Genomic DNA, 20216 nt, shown 5'->3' with positions numbered 1-20216 from the left:
GACAGGCGCTTTCGTCGCCTCACACCGATCTTGCGGCTACCTGGTGACTTTCACCATCCGCACCGGATAGCCGGCGCCGATGGTGCCGGTCGCGCCGCTGGAATCCACGCCGACAGGTGCGGATTGGGGATCGTCGGTGATGTCGAACTGGACCGCCAGCACCTCATCGGCGATGAGGTCGGCGAAGTCGGCCCGCCACCCCGCGGGCAACTCGGGCACCGTCAGCTCGAGCCGGATCCGGTCCCCGACGTCGAGACCCTGCTGGCGACGGAACTCCTGGAGCTCGCGGATGATGTCACGTGCCCACCCTTCGGCCTCCAGCTCGGGTGTCACCGCGCCGTCGAGCACCACCAGACCGGCCCCCTCCGGCAGCGCCGCAGTGAACTCCGGATCGGCGGCCACCAGTTTGGAGGTGTACTCCTCGGGCAACAAGGTGGCCGGGCCGGCGGTCAACGTCCCGTCCGGGTTCACCACCCCCTCGCCCGCTTTGACCGCCTTGATGGCGGCCTGTACGTCCTTGCCGATCCGCGGACCGGCAGCGCGGGCGTTGACCGCCAACTCGAAGCGGCCGTAGGCGGCGATATCGTCGGTGAGCTCTACGGACTTGACGTTGAGCTCGTCGGCGATCAGATTGGTGAACGGTGCCAGCTGAGCCGGATTATCCACCGCGACAGTCAGTTTGGGCAACGGCAGCCGAACCCGTAGCTTCTTGGCCTTGCGCAGCGAAGACCCGACCGAACACACCTCGCGCACCTGGTCCATGGCTGCCACCAGCGCCGGGTCATGCGGCAGGATGTCGGCTTCCGGCCAGTCGGTCAGGTGCACCGACCGCCCTCCCGTCAGCCCGCGCCAGATCACCTCGGTGGCCAGCGGCAGCAACGGCGCCGCCAGCCGCGTGGTCACCTCGAGGACGGTGTGCAGGGTGTCGATGGCGTCGGCATCCTCCTCCCAGAACCGGCTGCGCGAACGCCGCACGTACCAGTTGGTGAGCGCCTCGGTGAACTGTCGCAGCTGTTCGCAGGCCCCCGAGATGTCACAGGTGTCCAGCGCAGGGGTGAGGCTCGTCCGCAGCTCGGCCAGCTTGGCCAGGATGTAGCGATCCAGCACATGCTGCGAATCCGTGCGCCAGGTACCGACTTTCGGCGCATACAACGTCAGGAAGCTGTAGGCGTTCCACAGTGGTAACAACACCTGACGGACGCCTTCGCGAATCCCCTGCTCGGTGACAACCAGGTTGCCGCCGCGCAGGATCGGTGAAGCCATCAGGAACCACCGCATGGCATCGGAGCCGTCGCGGTCGAACACCTCGGACACATCCGGGTAGTTGCGCAGCGACTTGCTCATCTTCTGGCCGTCGTTGCCCAGCACGATGCCGTGGCTGACGCAGGTCTTGAACGCCGGCTTGTCGAACAACGCGGTGGCCAACACATGCAGGGTGTAGAACCAGCCGCGGGTCTGGCCGATGTATTCGACGATGAAATCGCCGGGAAAGTGCGCATCGACGCCCGACTCGCCCTCGGGCCCACTCACCCCGTCGAACCACTTCTGGTTCTCGAACGGGTAATGCACCTGCGCATAGGGCATCGAACCGGAGTCGAACCACACGTCGAGCACGTCCTCGATGCGCCGCATGGTCGACTTCCCGGTCGGGTCATCGGGATTGGGCCGGGTCAGTTCGTCGATGAACGGCCGGTGCAGATTGTCCGGCCGCACGCCGAAGTCACGCTCGAGCTCGTCGAGGCTGCCGTAGACGTCGATACGCGGGTAGTTCGGGTCGTCGGACTTCCACACCGGAATCGGGGTGCCCCAGTAGCGGTTTCGCGAGATCGACCAGTCGCGGGCACCCTGGAGCCACTTGCCGAACTGACCGTCCTTGACGTGCTCGGGGTACCAGGTGATCTGCTGGTTCAGTTCGACCATCCGGTCGCGGAACTCGGTGACCTTGACGAACCACGACGACACCGCCCGGTAGATCAGCGGATTGCGGCACCGCCAGCAGTGCGGGTACGAGTGCTCGTAGGTTTCGTGGCGCAGCAGGACCGCGCCGTTGGCCGCGGCCGAACCGGTGCCGTTCTTCAGGTCGCGGATGATGTTGGGGTTGGCGTCGAACACGTGCTGACCCTGGTAATCCGGCACGGTCACATCGAAGCGGCCGCGGGTATCGACGGGCGTCACCGGGATGATGCCGACGGTGTCGGTGGTCGCCTTGTCGTCCTCGCCGTAGGCCGGCGCCATGTGCACGATGCCGGTGCCGTCTTCGGTCGTGACGAACTCACCACGCAGCACCTGAAAGGCGTTGTGTGCCTGCTCGGTCTCCGTGAAGTACGGGAAGGGCGGGAGGTAGCGGGTGCCGAGCAGCTGCTCACCGGTGACGGTGGCCACGACAGTGGGCTCCTCCCCCAGCTCGCGCGCGTAGGCGCCCACTCGGGCGGCCGCCAGCACATACCGCCGGCCATCGCTTCCCTCGACCTGGACGTACTCGACGTCGGGATTGACCGCGACGGCCTGATTGGACGGCAGGGTCCACGGGGTGGTGGTCCACACCAACAGGTGTGAGCCGGCCAGTGGCCCGTCGGTGAGCGCGAAACCCACGGTGATCGCCGGGTCCTGCCGGCTCTGGTAGACGTCGTCGTCCATGCGCAGCTCGTGGCTCGACAACGGTGTCTCGTCATTCCAGCAGTACGGCAGCACGCGGACGCCCTCGTAGGCCAGGCCCTTGTCCCACAGCTGTTTGAACGCCCAGATCACCGACTCCATGAAGCTGGGATCGAGCGTCTTGTAGTCGTTGTCGAAGTCCACCCAGCGCGCCTGCCGCGTCACATAACTGCGCCACTCGTTGGTGTACTTGAGCACCGACGCACGGCATGCGTCGTTGAACTTCTCGATGCCCATCTCTTCGATCTGGGCCTTGTCGGTGATGTCGAGCTGGCGCTGCACCTCGAGTTCGGCGGGCAGCCCGTGGGTGTCCCAACCGAACCGGCGCTCCACCTTGAAACCGCGCATGGTGCGGTAGCGGGGAACGATGTCCTTCACATAGCCGGTGAGCAGATGCCCGTAGTGCGGCAGCCCGTTGGCGAAAGGAGGCCCGTCGTAAAAGACGTATTCCGGAGCGTCGTCGCGGCGCGCGACACTGGCCCGGAAGGTGTCGTCGGCCTCCCAGTAGGCCAGTACGTCGGCTTCGAGCGCCGGAAAATCGGGCGTCCCGCCCGCCGGCTTGGCATAGGCCTTGTGTTCAGCGTGATCTGTCACTACGTCCGTCGTCTCCTGCGTCCCACTGTCGTGCCTGTCTCGGCACGGGGACGACGACGCGCATCGAGCGCGAGCGCCGCGGTACCACCCCGCTTGCACACGTATGAGAACGTGGCCGCTCATTCAGGGGCGGTGACGGGCCCCACGCGTTCGGTTCTACTGAGCCGCCCGGGGGCGGCCGTTCTTCCGAAGACTCCCCGGTGATGTCCGGATCGACGCCGCTGATGATTCGGTATTGCTTCGAAGCCGAATTCTACCGGCGGAGGCAAATCGGCTGGATCAGCCGGCGTGCACCCAGCTGGTACCCGACCCGAGATCGGACCCGTGCAGCGGCGCCGCGGCCTCGGAAGTCAGTTCGATCAACGCCAGCGAGAATTGCTCGGCAAGTTCTTCGACGGTGTAGCTGTTGAAGCGCCGGGTGTCATACCACCAGTCGAGCTGGACGACATCGCCGCGGCGCGACGCGCACAACTGAAGGGCTCGGGTGGCGCTGAGTTCGACCGGGGCGGTACCGGTGGGTGAGAAAGCCACCGCCGCGTCGGCGAGTGCGGCGCCGGCCTGGACGCCGCTGAGCCCCAGCAGACTCTCGACTTCGAGCAGGACTTCATTGGCGTTCGTGTCACGCGGGGAGGTGCACCGCAATGCGATGGTGGCACCCGCAAACTTGCCGTCGGTGATGTCGACGGGGACGAAGCCCGCACCCAGGGTGCGCTCGACCGCCCGGCTCAGCGTGGCCAGCAGCAACGCGTCGGCCGCCACCCCCAAACCGGCCACCGCACCGTCGAACTCGGCACTGAGGACGTCCGACAGAGGAGCCGACAGCGGGACGATCTGGTCGTGGCCGGGAGCGCCGGGAACGTCGTGATCGGCCACGCGGACCACGGGACCGGGCAACCAGGTGACTGAAGGAGCGACCATGCGGGTAACCGTACACGGATGTCCCAAAAATGGGAGACCTATCCCGAAAGTGTGACGGCCGTGTCAATAAAACGGTTGTTGTCTAAATAGTGGTTGCTGGTGCCCAATATCGGGATCCGGTCTATGGTGTATTGGTGCCACGTACGGACGAGAACGGCAGACAGCTCAAAGCGCTGCTCGACTATCTCCTGGACGGCGATGTCGAAGCCAAACACATCTACGATGCGCTCGGGGTGTCCAGCAGCACCTATTACCGCCGCCTCAAAGAGGCCGACTATCCCAACGCCGAAGAATTACGGCTCGTCGCAGACAGATTCGACCTCAACTACCCGGATCTCCAGGTGCGGTTCGGCCTGATGACCCGCCAAGAGGTATGGCGCTACATCGAGTCGTCGCCCTTGATGGTGGCCACGACGCCGGACAAGGCCGCGGAGATGACGAGAGTCGCCGTGGCACCCCCGAGCACCAGCATCAGACACCGACTGCCCAGGCTGTCGGAATTGTCGCCGCGCCAAGACGTACCGCCGCTCTAGCGCTACAATTTGCTGACCGCAATTCAGCTCAAAGGCGTTACCTAATGGCACTTGCTGCACTCATCGTGATCACGATCGGTTGCATCGCGTGGAGCTTGTGGATCCGACGCGTCACCTGGTCGTGCCGCTGGGAGGTCGCCGCGACCCTCAACGTCGCGCTCCAGGGTGCCGCGATCCTGCTGATGTCACCATTGGCGTCCGAGACCGTGGGCCACTGGCTGCACGCGCTGACCGGGGTCTGGAATCTCGAGGACTACATCGGCCACGACGCCTACATCGTCGCCGCCTCGGCAATCGTCTACAACGCACTTGGCCGGCTCCAGGACGACCACGCCATGCAGGCCACTTTCAAGCAGTACGTCGAACGCCCCGCAACGCTGTGCATCCCGGCGCTGCTGGTGGCCTTCTCCCTGGGTAACGGCGCCGAGATCTACCGGGCCGACTTCTTCCAGGTCCCCACCGACTTCTGGCTCAGCACCTACTGGCTGATCCTGTGCGGCATGCTGATCTACCTGCTCGGCTACGGTGCGCGCGCCCTGATGATCCTGCGCCGCGATCCGCGGTCGCGGATGATCGCCAACGTCTATCTGATCGCGTCCGCCAGCGGCATCGTCGCCTGTGCCGTACGCATCACCACCGCGTACGTACCCGGGTTCGCTGAGTGGGAGAACGGCAAAGCCGTGTGGTTCTTCGCCTGTGTCTGTGGCGCGGTCTTCGCCGTGGCCGCCGCTCACTCGTGGCGGATCAAAACGAAGTGGTTCACCCGGGTTTCCCGCTGAGCCAACGCCTGATCACTGCCGCTTCCTTCACTGAGCAAACCCCCGCAACCTCGGGTGGACGTTCCTCGGGACGCCCCTCGTGGGCCGCGACTGCCGGGCGGTGCCGCAGCGAATCACCCGTGCGCCGCTGTATCCGTGGGACGGCGGTTTCCACCGGAGGACGGCCGAAGGTGTCGCTCACCCCTATCGCGCGTCTGCGTCGCAACTGCCCCTATGCTCGAAGGATCGTTTGCCGAAGGTATTTGCGAAGGGCCTGTTTATGATCGCGTCATCCATTCCCGAAGTGCTAAGGGAACGTGCGAGCCTGCAGCCGAACGACATCGCGTTCACCTTCGTCGATTACGACCACGATTGGGACGGCGTCGAAAAGAGCCTGACCTGGGCCCAGCTGTACCGGCGGACCGTCAGCCTGGCCAGTGAGCTGCGCGAGCACTCCGGAACCGGCGACCGCGCGGTGATCATCGCGCCGCAGGGCCTCGACTATCTGGTGGCCTTCCTGGCCACCCTCGAAGCCGGCGTCATCGGTGTGCCGTTGTCCACTCCGGTCCCCGGCCAGCACGACGAGCGGGTCAGTGCCGTGCTGGCCGACGCCGCCCCGACTGCGATCTTGACCACGTCGCCGGTCTCAGAGGTGGTCAGCGGATACGCCCACTCCCAGGGCTTGGCCGTGACCCCCGCAGTTATCGACGTGGATTTGCTGGACCTCGACGCCCGGCGCAAGCCGACCCCGCGCGGCCTCAAGCGGCCGGAGGTGGCATACCTCCAATACACCTCGGGTTCGACACGGACCCCGGCCGGTGTCATGGTGACGCACGCCAATCTCGCGGCCAATTTCGAACAGCAGGTCGCCGCGTACTTCTACGACCACGGCGGCGTCGCGCCGGAAGGCACCACCGTGGCGTCGTGGCTGCCCTTCTATCACGACATGGGACTGCTGCTCGGCGTGATCGCCCCCATCTTCGGTGGATGGCAGACCACGTTCACCACGCCGTTGGCCTTCCTCGCGCGGCCGGCCCGGTGGATGCAGCTGCTGGCCAAACTGCCGAACGCACTGACCGCCGGACCGAATTTCGCGTTCGAGCTGGCGGCGGGACGCACCTCGGACGCCGACATGGACGGCGTCGACCTCGGCAACGTCACCGCCGTCATCAGCGGAAGTGAGCGGGTGCACGACGCGACATTGAAACGATTCGCGCAGCGCTTCGCGCGTTTCAACCTCAAACCGGAGGTATTGCGCCCCTCGTACGGGCTGGCCGAAGCCGTGCTCTACGTGGCCACCGATCGGCCCGGCCGGCCCCCGAAAGTCGTCCACTTCGAAGGCGAGAAGCTCTCGGCGGGCCACGCCAAGGCGTGCAGCGGCGAAACCGGTACCCCGCTGGTCGGGTACGGCACCCCCGACTCCCCCAGCGTCCGGATCGTCGATCCCGAGTCGAGAAGGGAACGGGCGGCGGCCACCGTCGGCGAGATCTGGGTCCGGGGCGACAACGTGTGCCCCGGATACTGGGAGAAACCCGAACAATCCGCGCACACGTTCGGTGGGATGATCGCCGACCCCTCGCCGGGCACCGACGAAGGCCCGTGGCTGCGCACGGGCGATCTCGGCTTCCTCGCCGACGACGACCTGTTCATCGTCGGGCGGATCAAGGACCTGTTGATCGTCCGGGGCGTCAATCACTACCCCGACGACATCGAGGCCACCGTGCAGGAAATCAGCGGCGGCCGCGTGGCAGCCATCTCGGTGGACAAGGACCGCGCCGAACAACTCGTCGTGGTCGTCGAGGTGAAAAACAAGGGCGACGACGCCGAAGCGCGCGAGAAGCTGACCGCGCTGCGGAGCCGGATCGCCGCGGCGATCTCCCAGACCCATGCGCTCAGCGCCGCCGACATCGTGCTGGTGGGACGCGGCGCGATCCCGATCACCACCAGCGGCAAGATCAGGCGGGCCAGCTGTGTCGAGCTGTATCAGTCCGGCCGGTTCGACCGGCTGGACGCAGCTCTGGGCTCGCCGGCCTGACGGCGCTCAGCGGCCGGTCAGGTACCGGGTGAAGCCGTGCTTGCGGATGAGGTAGAGCACGGCCTTGCGTTCCTGTGCACTCCGGCTCTTGCCCCGGACGTCGATGTAGTGATGGATCAGTTCGATCGCCGGATCGAACTGGCGCTTGACGCCCAACCGGTCCAGGCGGATCGCCAGATCCTGCGCTTCGTGATAGCGGACCCCGGGGTCGTACCCACCGACCGACCGGAACACCCCGGCGTTGATCAGCATGTTGCCTTCGTGCAGCCAATAGGTCTCGCGTGGCACCGGCGGTTCGAAGATGTCCGGCCAGTACCTGCGGCCCGGTGTACCCACCCGGCGAATCGCCTTGACCAGCCACGGCCGGTCGCGGAACCGGTCCAATACCGGCGGCACCGCGACGAGACTGGCCTTGAGCGCGAACACCGGACCGAAATTGAAGGGGTCCTGGCTGCCGTCCGCCCGCCGCACCAGTCCGCCCACCGCACCCACCCCCTGCGCCGCGTACCGGGTGAACAACTGCCGCGCCACGCCGGCGATACCCTCGGTGACCAGATCCATGTCGGCGTCGACGAAATGGATGAGCGCCGAGTCCTCGGTCTGCCCGATGATCTGGTTGCGGTTGGCCCCGGCACCCTGGTTCACCGGACTCCGGAGCATTTCGACCGCCGTGCCGAACTGCTCCACGACGTCGACGCTGTTGTCGGTGGAGGCGTCGTCGAGCACCACCACCCGGTCATACCCCTGCTTCAGAACCTGCGGCAGCAGCCTCTGCAGCGACTCGCCCATGTTGTAGTTGGGAATGGCCGCGACCACTGACGTCGGTGCGGGCATGCTGCTCACTGGTCCCCCGGTCTGATCGGTCCTTCGATTGGTGCCGGCCACTACCGTATCTGCTGTGCTGCACGCCCCACGCGCAGCGAACCCCCTGGCCGGTGCGACCCTAGTCACGGCGCCGCCAGCTACCGAATCGGCCCCCGGGGACCCGGTGAGCGGTTGAAAGCGCGATTACCCGCTGTATCGTTGATCCGTGATCGAGCTAAACGGCGTCACCAAGACGTTTGGGACCGTCCAAGCGTTGCGGGACGTCAGCTTCTCAGTGCCGACCGGTTCGGTTTGTGCACTTCTGGGCCACAACGGCGCCGGCAAGACCACGACGGTGAACATCCTGTCGACTTTGCTACGACCCTCCTCCGGGCAGGCCCTGGTGAGTGGTTTCGACGTCGCCCGGCAACCTGACAAAGTGCGCGAGAGCATTGGCGTCACCGGCCAGGACGCTTCGCTGGACATCATGTTGACCGGCCGGGAGAACCTGGTGCTGTTTTCGCGCCTTCGCGGATTCAAACGCAAAGACGCCCGCCGTCGCGCCGACGAACTCATCGAGCAGTTCGACCTCGTACGCGCCGCGGATCGGCCGATCCACACCTACTCCGGCGGAATGCGCCGACGGATCGACATCGCGGCCTCGCTGGTGGTCGCGCCCAGGGTGCTGTTTCTCGACGAACCGACCACGGGGCTGGACCCGCGCAGCCGTCGCGATGTGTGGACGCTGGTGTCCGAGCTGTCCGCCCAGGATGTCACGGTGCTGCTGACCACCCAGTACCTCGAGGAGGCCGACGTCCTGAGCGATTCGATTGTCATCCTCAACGGTGGCGAGGTGGTCGCCCGCGGCACCTCCGACGAGCTGAAAGGCCTGATGGGTTTCGCGTACTGCCAGGTCACGCCGGTGAGCCCCGACGACCTGGCCCCGATCGCCGAGGTGCTCTCCGACTTCGACGGCCTGGAGGTCGACCGGGATCTGAACACCGTGTCGGTACCCGCGGCTCAGGGGGTCACCACGTTGGGTGAGGTGTTCCGGCGGATCGAGCGACTCGAGGTGGAGCTGCTCGACATCTCGCTGCGCAAGCCGTCCCTCGACGAGGTCTTCCTGCACCTCACGGAGCGTCCCGTCACCGCATGAATGCACTGGTCACCCTGACCGAGCGGGTGTTGCGCAGTACTGTGCGCGATTTCGATCTGCTGATCGCCGTGCTCGCCCCGGTCTTCACCTTCGTCGGGTTCACGTTCGTGTTGCAGGACCTCATCGACACCGGCTCCATGAGTTATGCGCAGTACGTGCTACCCGCCATTGTCGTGCAGTCGGTGCTCTTCGGTGCGCTGACCACCGCCGACCGGGCCGCCCGCGATGCGGGGTCGGGTTTCGGCCGCCGACTGCACACCCTGTCCATCCCGACGCTGGTCCCGCTGCTGGCTCGGATGCTCTACTGCCTGATCCGGTCGGTCATCGTGATCGTCGCGGCGATCGCCGTCGCCTACCTGTTCGGGTTCCGGCTGACCGGTGGGGTGCTCTACTCGGTGGCCTTCGTGGTGGTGGCTCTGGTCCTGGCCTTGGCGCTGAATCTGGGCGCCGACGCCATCGGCACCCATGTGAAACGCATCGACGCCTCCAGCCAGCTGCTGCTGATTCCGCTGCTGGCTCTGGTGCTGCTGTCCACGGGTATGGCGCCGGCCGAGGCGTTCCCCGGGTGGGTGCAGCCCTTCGTGCGCGCCCAGCCGGTGTCGGTGGTGACCGAGACCTTGCGCGGTTTCACCGACGGCAGCGTCATGAGCGGCAACCTGGTGGCCACGCTGGCCTGGTGCGTCGGCCTGCTGCTGGTGTTCGGCACCCTCGCCACGCGACTGCAGAGGCGGACCGAATGACCGTGCTCCAGCCGGCCAAGACGACTTGGGCGGGAGAAAGCCTGATCTTCGCCGGACGGCTGATCCGGGGATGGCGGCGGCATCCGGCCGTGCCGATCCAGGGTGTGCTGTTCCCGACGGCGCTGCTGGTCTTCTATCACCTGCTCGCGGGTAAATCGATGGCCACCATCACGGGCACCGACAACCTCGAGAGCCTGGTGCCGATGTGCGCGCTGGCCGGCGGGATGTTCGGTGCGATCGGAGCGGGTCTGGCCCTGCCGATCGAGCGCAGCAACGGGCTGCTGAGCCGGTTCTGGACCCTGCCGGTGCACCGGGCGAGTGCCATCACCGGGCGGCTTCTCGCCGAGGCTGCCCGCACCCTGCTCGGCGTCGTCATCATCACCGCCGTGGGCGTGGCGCTCGGACTTCGCTTCCAGGGCAACCTGTTCACGCTCATCCCCTACCTGCTGCTACCGGTGCTGGTGGTGGTCACCTTCTCGATGCTGGTGATGACACTGGCCCTCAAATCCGGTGGCAATGCCGTCTTCATGTGGCTCGGCACCAGTTCGGTGGGTCTGGCGTTCTGCAGTCCGGGCATCGCCCCCGTGGCGTCGTTCCCCGGCTGGCTGCAACCGGTGATCCAGTATCAGCCGCTGTCACCGGCGATCGAGACCATGCGGGCGCTCACCGAGGGTGATCCCGCGCTGGGCTCTCTGCTCATCGCGCTGGCCTGGATCGCCGTGATCGCGGGGATCTTCGGGCCGCTGGTGATCCGGCAATACCGGATCGCGGCCGAATCCGTTCAGTGACTCACCGGCCGCGACGCAACCAACGCCGCTTCTTCTTCGGCTCGGGTTCGGGTTCCGGCTCGGCAGCGGAAACTTCGGGCTGAGCCTCGGGGTCTTCGGTGGTCTCGGTGGTTTCGGTGGTTTCGGTGGTTTCGGTGGTCTCGTCCGCGACTGATCCGGGTGCATCGGCGTCGGAGGCGTCGACCTCAGGCTCATCCTCGGTCGACTCGGCCTCAGTCTCGACAACGGCGGTCTCGGCAACGGCGGTCTCGTCCGCGTCGGTGTCCTCGTCGGTGTCCTCGTCGTCGGAGGCTTCGGTCTCGCCTTCAGAGGCGACGGGCTCGGGCTGATCCTCGTTGTCGGTCTCGTCGACGGCGTCACCGTCAGCCTGGACGTCGAGTTCCTCGGTGTCCGGATCGTCGAGCTCGCCGTCATCGCCGAGCCGGTCGGTGTCGGGATCATCCGGATCCACGGTGTCGGTCTCCGCCTCCTCGGCGGTCGCGGGACCCTCCGCCGGTTTGTGCAGAACATGCGCCGACTTGGAGGGCCACCAGTTCGCGTTGCCGGCCAGCACGGCCATGGCCGGCACCGTGACGGTCCGCACGATGAACGTGTCGAGCAACAAACCCACGCCGATGACAAAGCCCATCTGGACAACGGTGCTCAAGCTGCTGACCGTCAGACTCAGCATCGAGACCGCGAAGATGATGCCCGCCGAGGTGATCACTCCGCCGGTGGCGCCGACGGTGCGGACCACCGCCGCCCGCATGGTGTGGCCGTGGCGGACCTCGTCTCTGATGCGGTGTATCAGCAACAGGTTGTAATCGGCCCCGACCGCCACCAACACCAGGAAGGCCGTGCCCGGAACACTCCAGTGAATGTTCTGCCCCAGGATGAACTGGAAGAAGACGACGCCGATGCCGACGGCGGACACGAACGAGATGACAACGGAGGCAACAAGATACAGCGGGGCGATGATGGCACGCAGGATGACGGCCAGGATCAGGAACACCACCACCAGCGTGACGACGATGATGAACCGGATATCGCCGTTGTAGTAGGTCCGCAGATTGTCGTTCACCACGGTGAACCCGACCATCGAGATGGTGGCGTCCTGCAGGGTCGTGTTGGGCCGCGCGTCCTGGGCGGTCTTCACGATCAGCTGCAGCTGGTCCATGGCCTCGACGCTGAACGGATCGAGCGCGGTCTGCACCAGATACCGGGCGGTGTGCCCGTCAGCGGAGATGAACAGCGCGGCGGCCTTCTTGAACTCCTGCTGAGTCAGCATCTCCGGCGGAATGTAGAAGCCGGACATCGACGGACTGGAGGCGTCGCGTTTCATCGCCATCAGGAACGCCGAGGCCTGATCCAGGCCGGAACCGATGTTGCGGGTCTGATCCACCAGCAGCTGGACACCTTCAGCGAGCTGACGGCTGGAATCGGCCAGGGTGTTGGCGCCCTCCAGCGCGGTGGTGATCCGCTTCTGCAGGCCGCCGGCCTCCCCCAGACCCAGTTCACGTGCTGAACTGGTCACAGCCGCGATGTTGCGGCTGAGACTGCCGATGGTCTCGTCGAGGGTCTGGTTGCCGTTCGTGGAAACCAGGACATCGCCGAGCTCGGCGATCTTGTCCAGCGCCGGGTCACCGCGCAGATCGGCCAGCTTCTGCAGATCGGCGCGGGAGGCGACGCATTCCGGATCCATGGAGCAGGTGGGGCTGGTGTTCAGGGCGTTGAGCATCGGAGCAGCCCACCCGCCGACATCGCCGAGGCGCACGCGGTCGAACCCCAGCGCCTGCCCCAGCGAACGCATGTTGGACACCAGCGAGGCCGTCTTGTCGATTTCGTCGAGCGTCTTCTCACCGCCGAATCGGGTGGCCATCTCGTCCAGCGCCGACGCCAGGCCGCGCACGCTGCCCACTGCGTTGACCACACTGCCGCGGATCTCGTCGAGGGCGTCGGCCAATTGGCCCGCGCCGCCGGACAGCGCGTCGAGGTTCTGGTCGTTGTCGTCGATCAGGGTGGCGGCGTCACCGAGCCTGTTTCCGACCTCACCGGCCTGCCAGGTGGCCTTGCCCTGTTCGATCATCTCGCCGGTGGGGCGGGTGATACCGCGGACCGCGTCGATACCGGGCAGATCGGCGATGCGCTGCGCCATCTGTTCCATGTCGGCGAGCGCTTCGGGGGTGCGCAGATCACCGGAGGACTGGATCAACAGGAACTGCTGGGCCGTGCTGCTCACCGGGAAGTGCCGGTTCATCGCCTCGTAGGCCAGGTTGCTGTCGATGTCGTCGGGCAGGTTCTTGCGGTCGTCGTAGTTGTAGTTGATCAGCGACATACAGGCCGCCAGCGCCAGCAGGATCGTCAGGCTGCCCGCCAGGGCCAGCCTCGGCCTGCGCACGATCTCGGTTCCCGATCGGCGCCAGATCCGGCCGGTGAGGTCTTTGCGAGGCTTGAGCCAGTTCCGTCGTCCGGCCAGCGTCATCAGCGCGGGCAGCATGGTCACCGAGCCCAGGAAGCCCACCAGGATCGTCACCGCCAACGGCGGCCCCACCGTAGAGAACACCCCGAGGTCGGTGAACGCCATACCCATGAAGGCTGCCGCGACGGTGAAGGCCGATCCGGCGATCACCTGGCCGATGGACGTCAACGCCTTCTGCATGGCCTCGTCGGAGGGCACACCGGTGCGCAGGATCTCCTGGTATCGACTGAGCAGGAAGATGGCGTAGTCGGTGCCTGCGCCCAGCATCATCGCCGTCATCAACAACAGCGTCTGCGGTCCGACCCCCAGGCCCACCAGGCCCAGCCCCGCCACCACCTGCTGGGCGACCAGCAGTGCCGCACCGATGGTCAGAAGCGGCAGCATCATCGCCACGAAACTGCGGTAGACCAACACCAGAATGGTGAACACCAGGATGCCGGTGGTGGTCTCGATGACCAGCTGGTCCCGCACGCCGATCTGGTTGACGTCGTCGAAGGTGGCGGCCGCGCCGACGATGTTGGGTTCCAGCGTCGTCCCGTCAGTGACCTCGTCGACGATCCGGAGGGCGTCGTTGTACGCCTCCTGGCCTTCGGCGGTGGCCATCTGACCGGTGAGGTTCACCGGCAGGTTGTAGGCCTTGCCGTCCTCGCTGGTCATCACGGCTTTGAGCTCGGGGATGGCGATGAAGTCCTGCGTGTTCATCACGCTGTCATCCGCCCGCAGCGTGTCCACCAGTTTTCGGTAGGTGGCCTCGTCGTCCGGGGTCAGCCCGTTCTCGTTGATGAGGATGACGACGACGCTGTTGGCGGCGGGCGGCTCGTTGAACGCCGTGCCCATCACCTCGGTGGCGTGCAGCACGGGCGCCTCGGCGGGCAGGAACTCCGGCGGATTCTCGGCAGCCACCTTGGCCAGCGACGGCAGGGACAGCATCAAGACGGCGGCCAGAACCACCCAGGAGGCGATCACCCACAGCGGGTGGCGGACCACCACGCGACTGAGGAGCGGAAACCCTGCCCCTGCGAACGCACCGCGGGTGAAGGCGCGTTTGGACATCCCAACCAGGTTACACGGTTGCGGGGTCCACAAAGGACCTCGCAGAACGCCGTGCAGGCAGTTCGCAGAGCTACCTCAGGCGCTGGCCAGGTTGCTAAAACATACCCCGCGGTGCGTGCCTGTGCGGCGCGGGCCCGCACCTGAGAGCCGAGGCGTGGCCCGTGTTTGAATCGGGCGGTGTCCGCAACCTATTCAGACGGGTCGTTCCGCAGTGCGCAGCCGGCAGGGGGCCGCCGGTGATCTTCGCGGTGGCGGTGCACGGAACCCGTGGCGACATCGAACCCTGCGCGGCGGTGGCACTCGAACTACAGCGGCGCGGGCACCAGGTGCGCCTGGCCGTTCCCCCGAATCTGACCGCGTTCGTCGAAGAGGCGGGACTTCCGCCCGCCGTCGCCTACGGCGTGGACTCGCAGAAACAGCTCGAGGCCGAGGTGTTCCGGAAGTTCTGGTCGCTGCGCAACCCGCTGACCGTGCTGCGGGAGAGCCGCGAATACGCCACCGAGGGGTGGGCGGAGATGAGCGCCGGGTCGGCGGCCATGGCCCAGGGCGCCGACCTGCTGCTGACCGGCACCACCTATCAGGAGGTGGCCGCCAACGTCGCTGAGTACCACCGGATCCCCTTGGCCGCCCTGCACTACTTCCCGCACCGCCCCAACCGCACCGTCGTCCCGGTGCCGTTGCCGTCGAAGGTGGTCGAGTCCGGGTTCGCCGCCGGCGAGTGGGTGCACTGGCGGGTGATGAAAAAAGCCGAGGACGCTCAGCGCCGGGAACTGGGCCTGCCTGCGGCGTCGTCTCGCGCCATCCGCCGGATCATCGACGGCGGCGCCCTCGAGATCCAGGCGTACGACAAGTTGCTGTTCCCCGGCCTCGCCGACGAGTGGGCCGGGGTGCGCCCGTTTGTCGGCGCCCTGACCCTGCAGCGTGAGACGGCCACCGACGATGAGCTGTTGGCGTGGGTGGCCGCAGGCAAGCCGCCCATCTACTTCGGCTTCGGGAGCATGCCGGTCGAGTCCCCCGCCGATGCCGTGGCCATGATCACCGAGGTGTGCGCCGAACTCGGTGAGCGGGCGCTGATCTCCTCGGGCGCGTGGACCCTGCCGGATGCGTCGCGGGCAGATCACGTCAGGATCGTCGGGGCGGTCAATCACAGCGCGGTGTTCCCGCTGTGCCGCATGGTGGTCCACCACGGCGGGGCGGGGACCACCGCCGCTGGGATGCGCGCCGGGGTCCCGACTCTGGTGCTGTGGGTCGGAGCCGATCAGCCGTTCTTCGCCAACCAGATCAAGAAGCTGGAAATCGGTACGGCGCAACGGTTTTCGAAGACCACCCGGGACAACCTCCTGGCCGCCCTGCGGCACACCCTGGCGCCGGGGATCGCGGCGCGCGCCGCGGAGTTGGCCACCCGGCTGACTCCCGTCGCCGAGAGTGTGCGGCTCACGGCGGATCTGCTCGAGGAGCGGGCGGCTATTTGAACGTGCCGGTCAGGCCGAACTCCGCCAGCGTCTGTGCCACCAGCTCGCGCAGCGCGGCGCTGGTGTTGGTGCCGCCGTTGCGATAGCCGACGACCCCGATGCTCACTTGGGAGTTGATCCGGCCCGACACGACGACGAGTTGACCGCCAACCCGCTCGATCTCGCCGCGGGTCACCTTCTGGTCGACCGCTCGCATGAGGAAGTACTCGGCGTCGGTGCCGTCGACCCGGCCCACGGCTGGATCCAGCTGACCGAGGTTGGAACACGACACGGGCAGGTCACCGAACATGACGTCGGCCGTGCGTTTGACCGCACGTTTGGGCACCAGCGGGGTCAGCGGGAGCAGCGCGAACGTCTCGTCCGGGACGTCTTTCATGGTCTGCAGGCCCTGTTTCATGGCCGCCCGCACTGCGGAGAGGTCCTGGGCCACCGGCGCGGGATCGACGACGACGTTCGCTATCGACACCGCGTTGGCACGGGTATCGCCCTCGGTACGGTCGCTCATCGCCACCAACAGACTCACGGTTCCGTCGGGGCGGTGTCGCCCCATCTGCTCGGCCAGCCGCCCGGCGAAACCCGCCAACAGCGAATAGCTGTTTCCGCCGAGCGCGGCGGCGCGCGCATCCCATTCGTCGATTCCGACGAATGCCGCGACCGTCGGCACCACGACGTTCTCGTTCGGGTCACCGGCGGAGATCACCGCCGCGCGCGAGGCCCCGGCGTTGGTGAAGTCGTTGCGGCGTTTGTAGAACAGTTTCGCGGCCGCAACCAGCGTCCGCCCCAGCTCCGGCACGTCGCGGGCACTCTGGCGCAGATCGGCGGCCAGTGCGCGGCGGCGGCTGCGCGACGCCGGCCGCGGGTAGCCGAAGTCGCGCACCTCGCCCTTGGCAGCGGCGGCCACGTGCAGCAACAACCCGAGCCCGTCGGTGAGGCTGTGCGACGTCACCAGGGTGACGGCGGTCGAACCGTCGGTCATCGGCAGCACCGCCAGGCGCCATCCGGGACCGCGCTCCGGATCGAGGGGCAGCTGGGCCTGTTCGTCCAGCCACTCGGTGAGCTGGTCCGGGGAACGCGGCGGGTCCGCGACGTCGATCCCGGTCTGCGGGCCCGGTACCGAAACCCAGCGGTGTCGGCCGAACGGGAGTGCCGATCGTTCGATCAGGCGCCCGATCAACCCGGCACCCACGTTCTGATGGAAACGCGTCAGCCCGTCGTGGTCGAGCGGATGCTCGTAGATCCAGGCCAGCTGCGCCAATTGGTGGCGGCCGACGGCCCGTAACGACAGAAACGACGCCTGATCGATGTAGTCCAGGCGGTCCTCACGCTGAGTCATTCCAGCGCACCGTCGATGCCGAATTCCGCCAGCGTCTCGGAGACGATGCCGCGCAGGCGGGCCTTGGTGTTCTCCGCGCCCGGCTGGTAACCGATGACGGCCAGTGACTGTTTGGTGCCGACGCGGGCGGCGATCACGGTGAGCAGACCGTGCCGCTGTTCCAGCACCCGCAGCGGCACGAACTGGTCGACGCCGCGTAACACCACGTGTTCGGCGTCGGTGCCGTCGGCGCGGCTGATCTCGGCGGGCAGTTGGCCGAGGTTGGAGCAGAACACCGGCAGGTCGGCGGTGAACCCGAAGGCGACGTCCGCGGTGCGTTTGACGGCTCGCTTGGGAATGAAGGGCGTCAGCGGCAGCAGCGCCAGCGTCTCGTCCGGCACTTCCTTGACCGTCTTGAGTCCCTGTTTCAGGGCCGCCCGCGCCGCCGACAGATCCGAGGTGACGCCCGTGGGGTTCACCCGGACATTGGCCAGCAGCACGGCGTTGGCGCGGGTGTCTTCGAGGGTGCGGTCGTTGATCGGCACCGTGAGCGGGACGGCGCCGTCGACGCTGCTGCGCCGCCCGAACCGTTCACCCAGACGCGCGGCCAGACCGGCGACCAGGGAGTAGCTGTTGCCGCCGAGCGCTTCGGCCCTGGCGTCCCAGTCGGCGCCGTCGACGTAGATCGCTACGGCGGGCACCCTCACGTGCCGGTCCCCTTCGGGGCCCAGGGCCCGTTCGGGCTCGGCGCCGCCGGAACCCTTGAGGTCACCGCGCCTCTTGAACGCCACCTTGGCGCCGGCGACGAGCGTCCTGCCGATCTCCGGCAGATCACGGACGGTGTCGCGGGCGTCGGCACGGATGGCCTCGCGCCGGGTCCGGGACCGCGGCGCCGGATACCCGAGATCGCGGAGGTTACCGGTCACCGCTTCGAACACCGTGAGCACCGCGCCGCCGCCGTCGCCGATGCAGTGCGAGCCGACCAGGCTCACCGCGGTGGAACCGTCGTCGAACCGCTGCACACCCATGTGCCAGGCCGGGCCCCATTCGGGATCGACCGGCCGGCAGGCGTGTGCGTCGGCCCATTCCATCAGCTCGTCGCGCGGCCGCAGCCCCTCTTCGAAGAGGATGTCGCCGGGAGCCCCGGGTGAGGACACCCAGCGGTGCCGGCCGAACGGCAGCGGCGACGGCTCGATCCGGCGACCCGCCAGTCCGTGGCCGAAGTTCGCGTGAAAGCGTTTCAGGCCGTCGAGGTCGACCGGGTGCTCGTAGATCCACAAGCACTGACACACCGCCGCCTGTCCGGTGGCGCGCAGGCCGAGGAACAGCGCCTGGTCGATGTAATCGAGCCGGTTGTCGGCGCGATCGGAGGTCAACTCCCGCCGCCCCGCACGGGGCAGGCGGATCGAACGAGTCCGAACCGTCACCCGATCAGCCACCGATGACGCGGGACAATTCCGGTCGTGCCGGGGTGCCCACCTCGCGCCCGTCGGCCACCCGGGTGTACACCGCTTTCATGGTCTCGACGTAGCGCAGCACCGACTCGCGGGCCACCGGGTTGTTCGGGAAGGCGACGGTCACCGACAGCGACTTGTCGGTCCGGTTCACCCACATGCCGACCTGGTACGCCGCGCGGGCATCGCTGAAGACCTTGCCGTTCATGGCTTCCCACTGCGCGATCACCGCGGGAGACAGCGGCGGCAGGCCGGCGTCGAGGTAGGACAGCATGGGCACCCCGGGCTCGGGGGTACGCAACCCGAGATCGGTGCCTTCGGCGAGTTCGAACACGAACTCGTGCGGCACGTCCTTCATGGCCATGCCGGAATCGAAGGCCTGCTGGCCGGCCCGCGCGGTCTCGGCGAACGAACCGACCGGCACGCTCATCGGGACCAGCCCGGTGAACCAGCCGGTGGTCATGAATTCGGTCTGGCCGTTGCGCGTCGTGGTGGGGGTGATGATGTGGTAGGTGTCGGTGCCGGTCAGCTCGTTCTCGGCGATGGCCGCGCAGGCGATCACTCCACCGCTGAAGCGCGCACCGGCATCCATGCAGACCGCCTCGAACTTCTGGGCCTGCTGCGCGTCGAGCAGTTCGACGGTGACCATGTCACCGGTGTGCGTCACCGAGAAGTCGCCCAGCGGCAGCGGGAAGCGCGGCATGGTGCCGCCGTTGCGCTGGAAGAACTCCACCCAGCCCTTCACCTCCGGGGTGTCCAGGGTGAGCGAGGCGGTGTAGGCCTGCTGGCGCAGGCAGTAGTCGGCATAACTACCGGCCGGCGGCAGCTGCAGCGGAGCGGCACCGTCGACCAGAGCGAGGTACATCATGTGGATCTCGACGAGCACCAGCCCCATGAACATGGCGTCGGTGTGCACATGGTCGACGCTGATGTAGAAGGTGAAGTGGTCGGCCCGCTGGATGATGCCGAAGTGGAAGCAGTCCCAGGTCAGCGGATCCGGGGTGGCCAGCACGTGCTCACGCCACTGGGCGGGATTCATCTCACCGTGGTCGGTGGGAACCAGCTTGATGTCCTTGGGATTGCGGACGGTGTGGCGCACGATCTCGCCGGCCCCGTCTTCGTCGGAGAACTCGAACCAGCTGTGGTACGTGTCGTGCCGCCGGACGTAGGAGTTGATGACGTGCGTCATCGCCCGGATATCGCACTGGCCCTGAATGTCCCACGCGGGGATGTTCAGGCGGGCCATGTCGGTGCCGTTGGCAACGTGGCTGCGGTAGCCACGGATGTGCTGGGCCTGCTGGTAGCTGACCGGCACGTCGCTGACCGGCGCCTGCCGCACCTTGGCGAGTGTGGCGGGCGACGGGTGCCAGGACACAACGTTCCCCGGCTCACCCATCCAGTCATGGATTGCCTTGATTGCAACCATTCACGCTCCCCGTACTCGTCTGTGCCCTCTGTAATCGGCGGGTTTGCCCGGCGAATACAT

Annotated in this window: 14 protein-coding genes; 7 read left to right on the top strand and 7 right to left on the bottom strand. The window is 66.9% G+C overall.

Going from position 1 to position 20216, the window contains the following annotated elements; all coding sequences use genetic code 11:
• Positions 1-36: 36 nt before the first annotated feature.
• Together ileS and NL241_RS16660 are read right to left on the bottom strand one after the other, a co-directional pair.
• Complete coding sequence (ileS, locus tag NL241_RS16665; RefSeq protein ID WP_494398122.1) at positions 37-3372, bottom strand: isoleucine--tRNA ligase; 3336 nt, start codon at positions 3370-3372, stop codon at positions 37-39.
• Between the two features lie 156 nt (positions 3373-3528).
• The gene (locus NL241_RS16660; RefSeq protein ID WP_494398121.1) at positions 3529-4167 is read right to left on the bottom strand and encodes a hypothetical protein; all 639 of its coding nucleotides are present in this window, start codon (positions 4165-4167) and stop codon (positions 3529-3531) included.
• A gap of 134 nt (positions 4168-4301) precedes the next feature.
• Between NL241_RS16660 and NL241_RS16655 the strand changes: the two genes are divergently transcribed.
• From NL241_RS16655 to NL241_RS16645, 3 genes are all read left to right on the top strand, one after another.
• Positions 4302-4700 carry an XRE family transcriptional regulator gene (locus NL241_RS16655; protein ID WP_487693701.1) on the top strand — a complete coding sequence of 133 codons (399 nt, stop codon included), beginning with the start codon at positions 4302-4304 and terminating at the stop codon, positions 4698-4700.
• A 44-nt stretch (positions 4701-4744) separates the two neighbouring features.
• On the top strand, positions 4745-5479 hold the full coding sequence (locus NL241_RS16650; RefSeq protein ID WP_487693700.1) for a hypothetical protein: 735 nt from the start codon (positions 4745-4747) through the stop codon (positions 5477-5479).
• A gap of 259 nt (positions 5480-5738) precedes the next feature.
• Positions 5739-7493, top strand: a complete 1755-nt coding sequence (locus NL241_RS16645) for an AMP-binding protein (protein ID WP_487693699.1) — start codon at positions 5739-5741, stop codon at positions 7491-7493.
• 6 nt (positions 7494-7499) lie between these two features.
• On the opposite strand, the gene NL241_RS16640 is transcribed toward NL241_RS16645, so the two are convergent.
• Positions 7500-8327 carry a glycosyltransferase family 2 protein gene (locus NL241_RS16640; RefSeq protein ID WP_494398120.1) on the bottom strand — a complete coding sequence of 276 codons (828 nt, stop codon included), beginning with the start codon at positions 8325-8327 and terminating at the stop codon, positions 7500-7502.
• Positions 8328-8523: 196 nt separating this feature from the next.
• On the opposite strand from NL241_RS16640, the gene NL241_RS16635 reads away from it, so the two are divergent.
• From NL241_RS16635 to NL241_RS16625, 3 genes are read left to right on the top strand one after another with little or no spacing between them, the layout of a single operon-like run.
• Entirely contained in the window at positions 8524-9453 is a 930-nt protein-coding gene (locus tag NL241_RS16635; RefSeq protein WP_487693697.1) for an efflux ABC transporter ATPase subunit, DrrA-related, read from the top strand.
• Positions 9450-10193 carry an ABC transporter permease gene (locus NL241_RS16630; RefSeq protein WP_487693696.1) on the top strand — a complete coding sequence of 248 codons (744 nt, stop codon included), beginning with the start codon at positions 9450-9452 and terminating at the stop codon, positions 10191-10193. The genes NL241_RS16635 and NL241_RS16630 overlap by 4 nt, the downstream gene beginning before the upstream one ends.
• Positions 10190-10981, top strand: a complete 792-nt coding sequence (locus NL241_RS16625; RefSeq protein WP_487693695.1) for an ABC transporter permease — start codon at positions 10190-10192, stop codon at positions 10979-10981. Before NL241_RS16630 ends, NL241_RS16625 begins: the two co-directional genes overlap by 4 nt.
• A gap of 1 nt (position 10982) precedes the next feature.
• On the opposite strand, the gene NL241_RS16620 is transcribed toward NL241_RS16625, so the two are convergent.
• Positions 10983-14492 carry an MMPL/RND family transporter gene (locus NL241_RS16620; protein WP_494398119.1) on the bottom strand — a complete coding sequence of 1170 codons (3510 nt, stop codon included), beginning with the start codon at positions 14490-14492 and terminating at the stop codon, positions 10983-10985.
• A 236-nt stretch (positions 14493-14728) separates the two neighbouring features.
• Here NL241_RS16620 and NL241_RS16615 point away from each other — a divergent pair, with 236 nt between their 5' ends.
• The gene (locus tag NL241_RS16615; protein WP_494398118.1) at positions 14729-15964 is read left to right on the top strand and encodes a glycosyltransferase; all 1236 of its coding nucleotides are present in this window, start codon (positions 14729-14731) and stop codon (positions 15962-15964) included.
• On the opposite strand, the gene NL241_RS16610 is transcribed toward NL241_RS16615, so the two are convergent.
• From NL241_RS16610 to NL241_RS16600, 3 genes are read right to left on the bottom strand one after another with little or no spacing between them, the layout of a single operon-like run.
• Positions 15957-17297, bottom strand: coding sequence for a hypothetical protein (locus NL241_RS16610; RefSeq protein WP_494398117.1), 1341 nt, complete (start codon positions 17295-17297; stop codon positions 15957-15959). The two genes, NL241_RS16615 and NL241_RS16610, sit on opposite strands and share 8 nt — an antisense overlap.
• A complete protein-coding gene (locus NL241_RS16605) occupies positions 17294-18703 on the bottom strand; it encodes a hypothetical protein (protein WP_494398116.1) in 1410 nt (469 codons plus the stop codon). Before NL241_RS16605 ends, NL241_RS16610 begins: the two co-directional genes overlap by 4 nt.
• A 4-nt stretch (positions 18704-18707) precedes the next feature.
• Positions 18708-20156 carry a condensation domain-containing protein gene (locus tag NL241_RS16600; RefSeq protein WP_487693688.1) on the bottom strand — a complete coding sequence of 483 codons (1449 nt, stop codon included), beginning with the start codon at positions 20154-20156 and terminating at the stop codon, positions 18708-18710.
• Positions 20157-20216: the final 60 nt, after the last annotated feature.

The organism is Mycolicibacterium sp. SMGY-1XX, from assembly GCF_059132455.1.
This window is presented reverse-complemented; position numbering and strand designations above follow the sequence as displayed.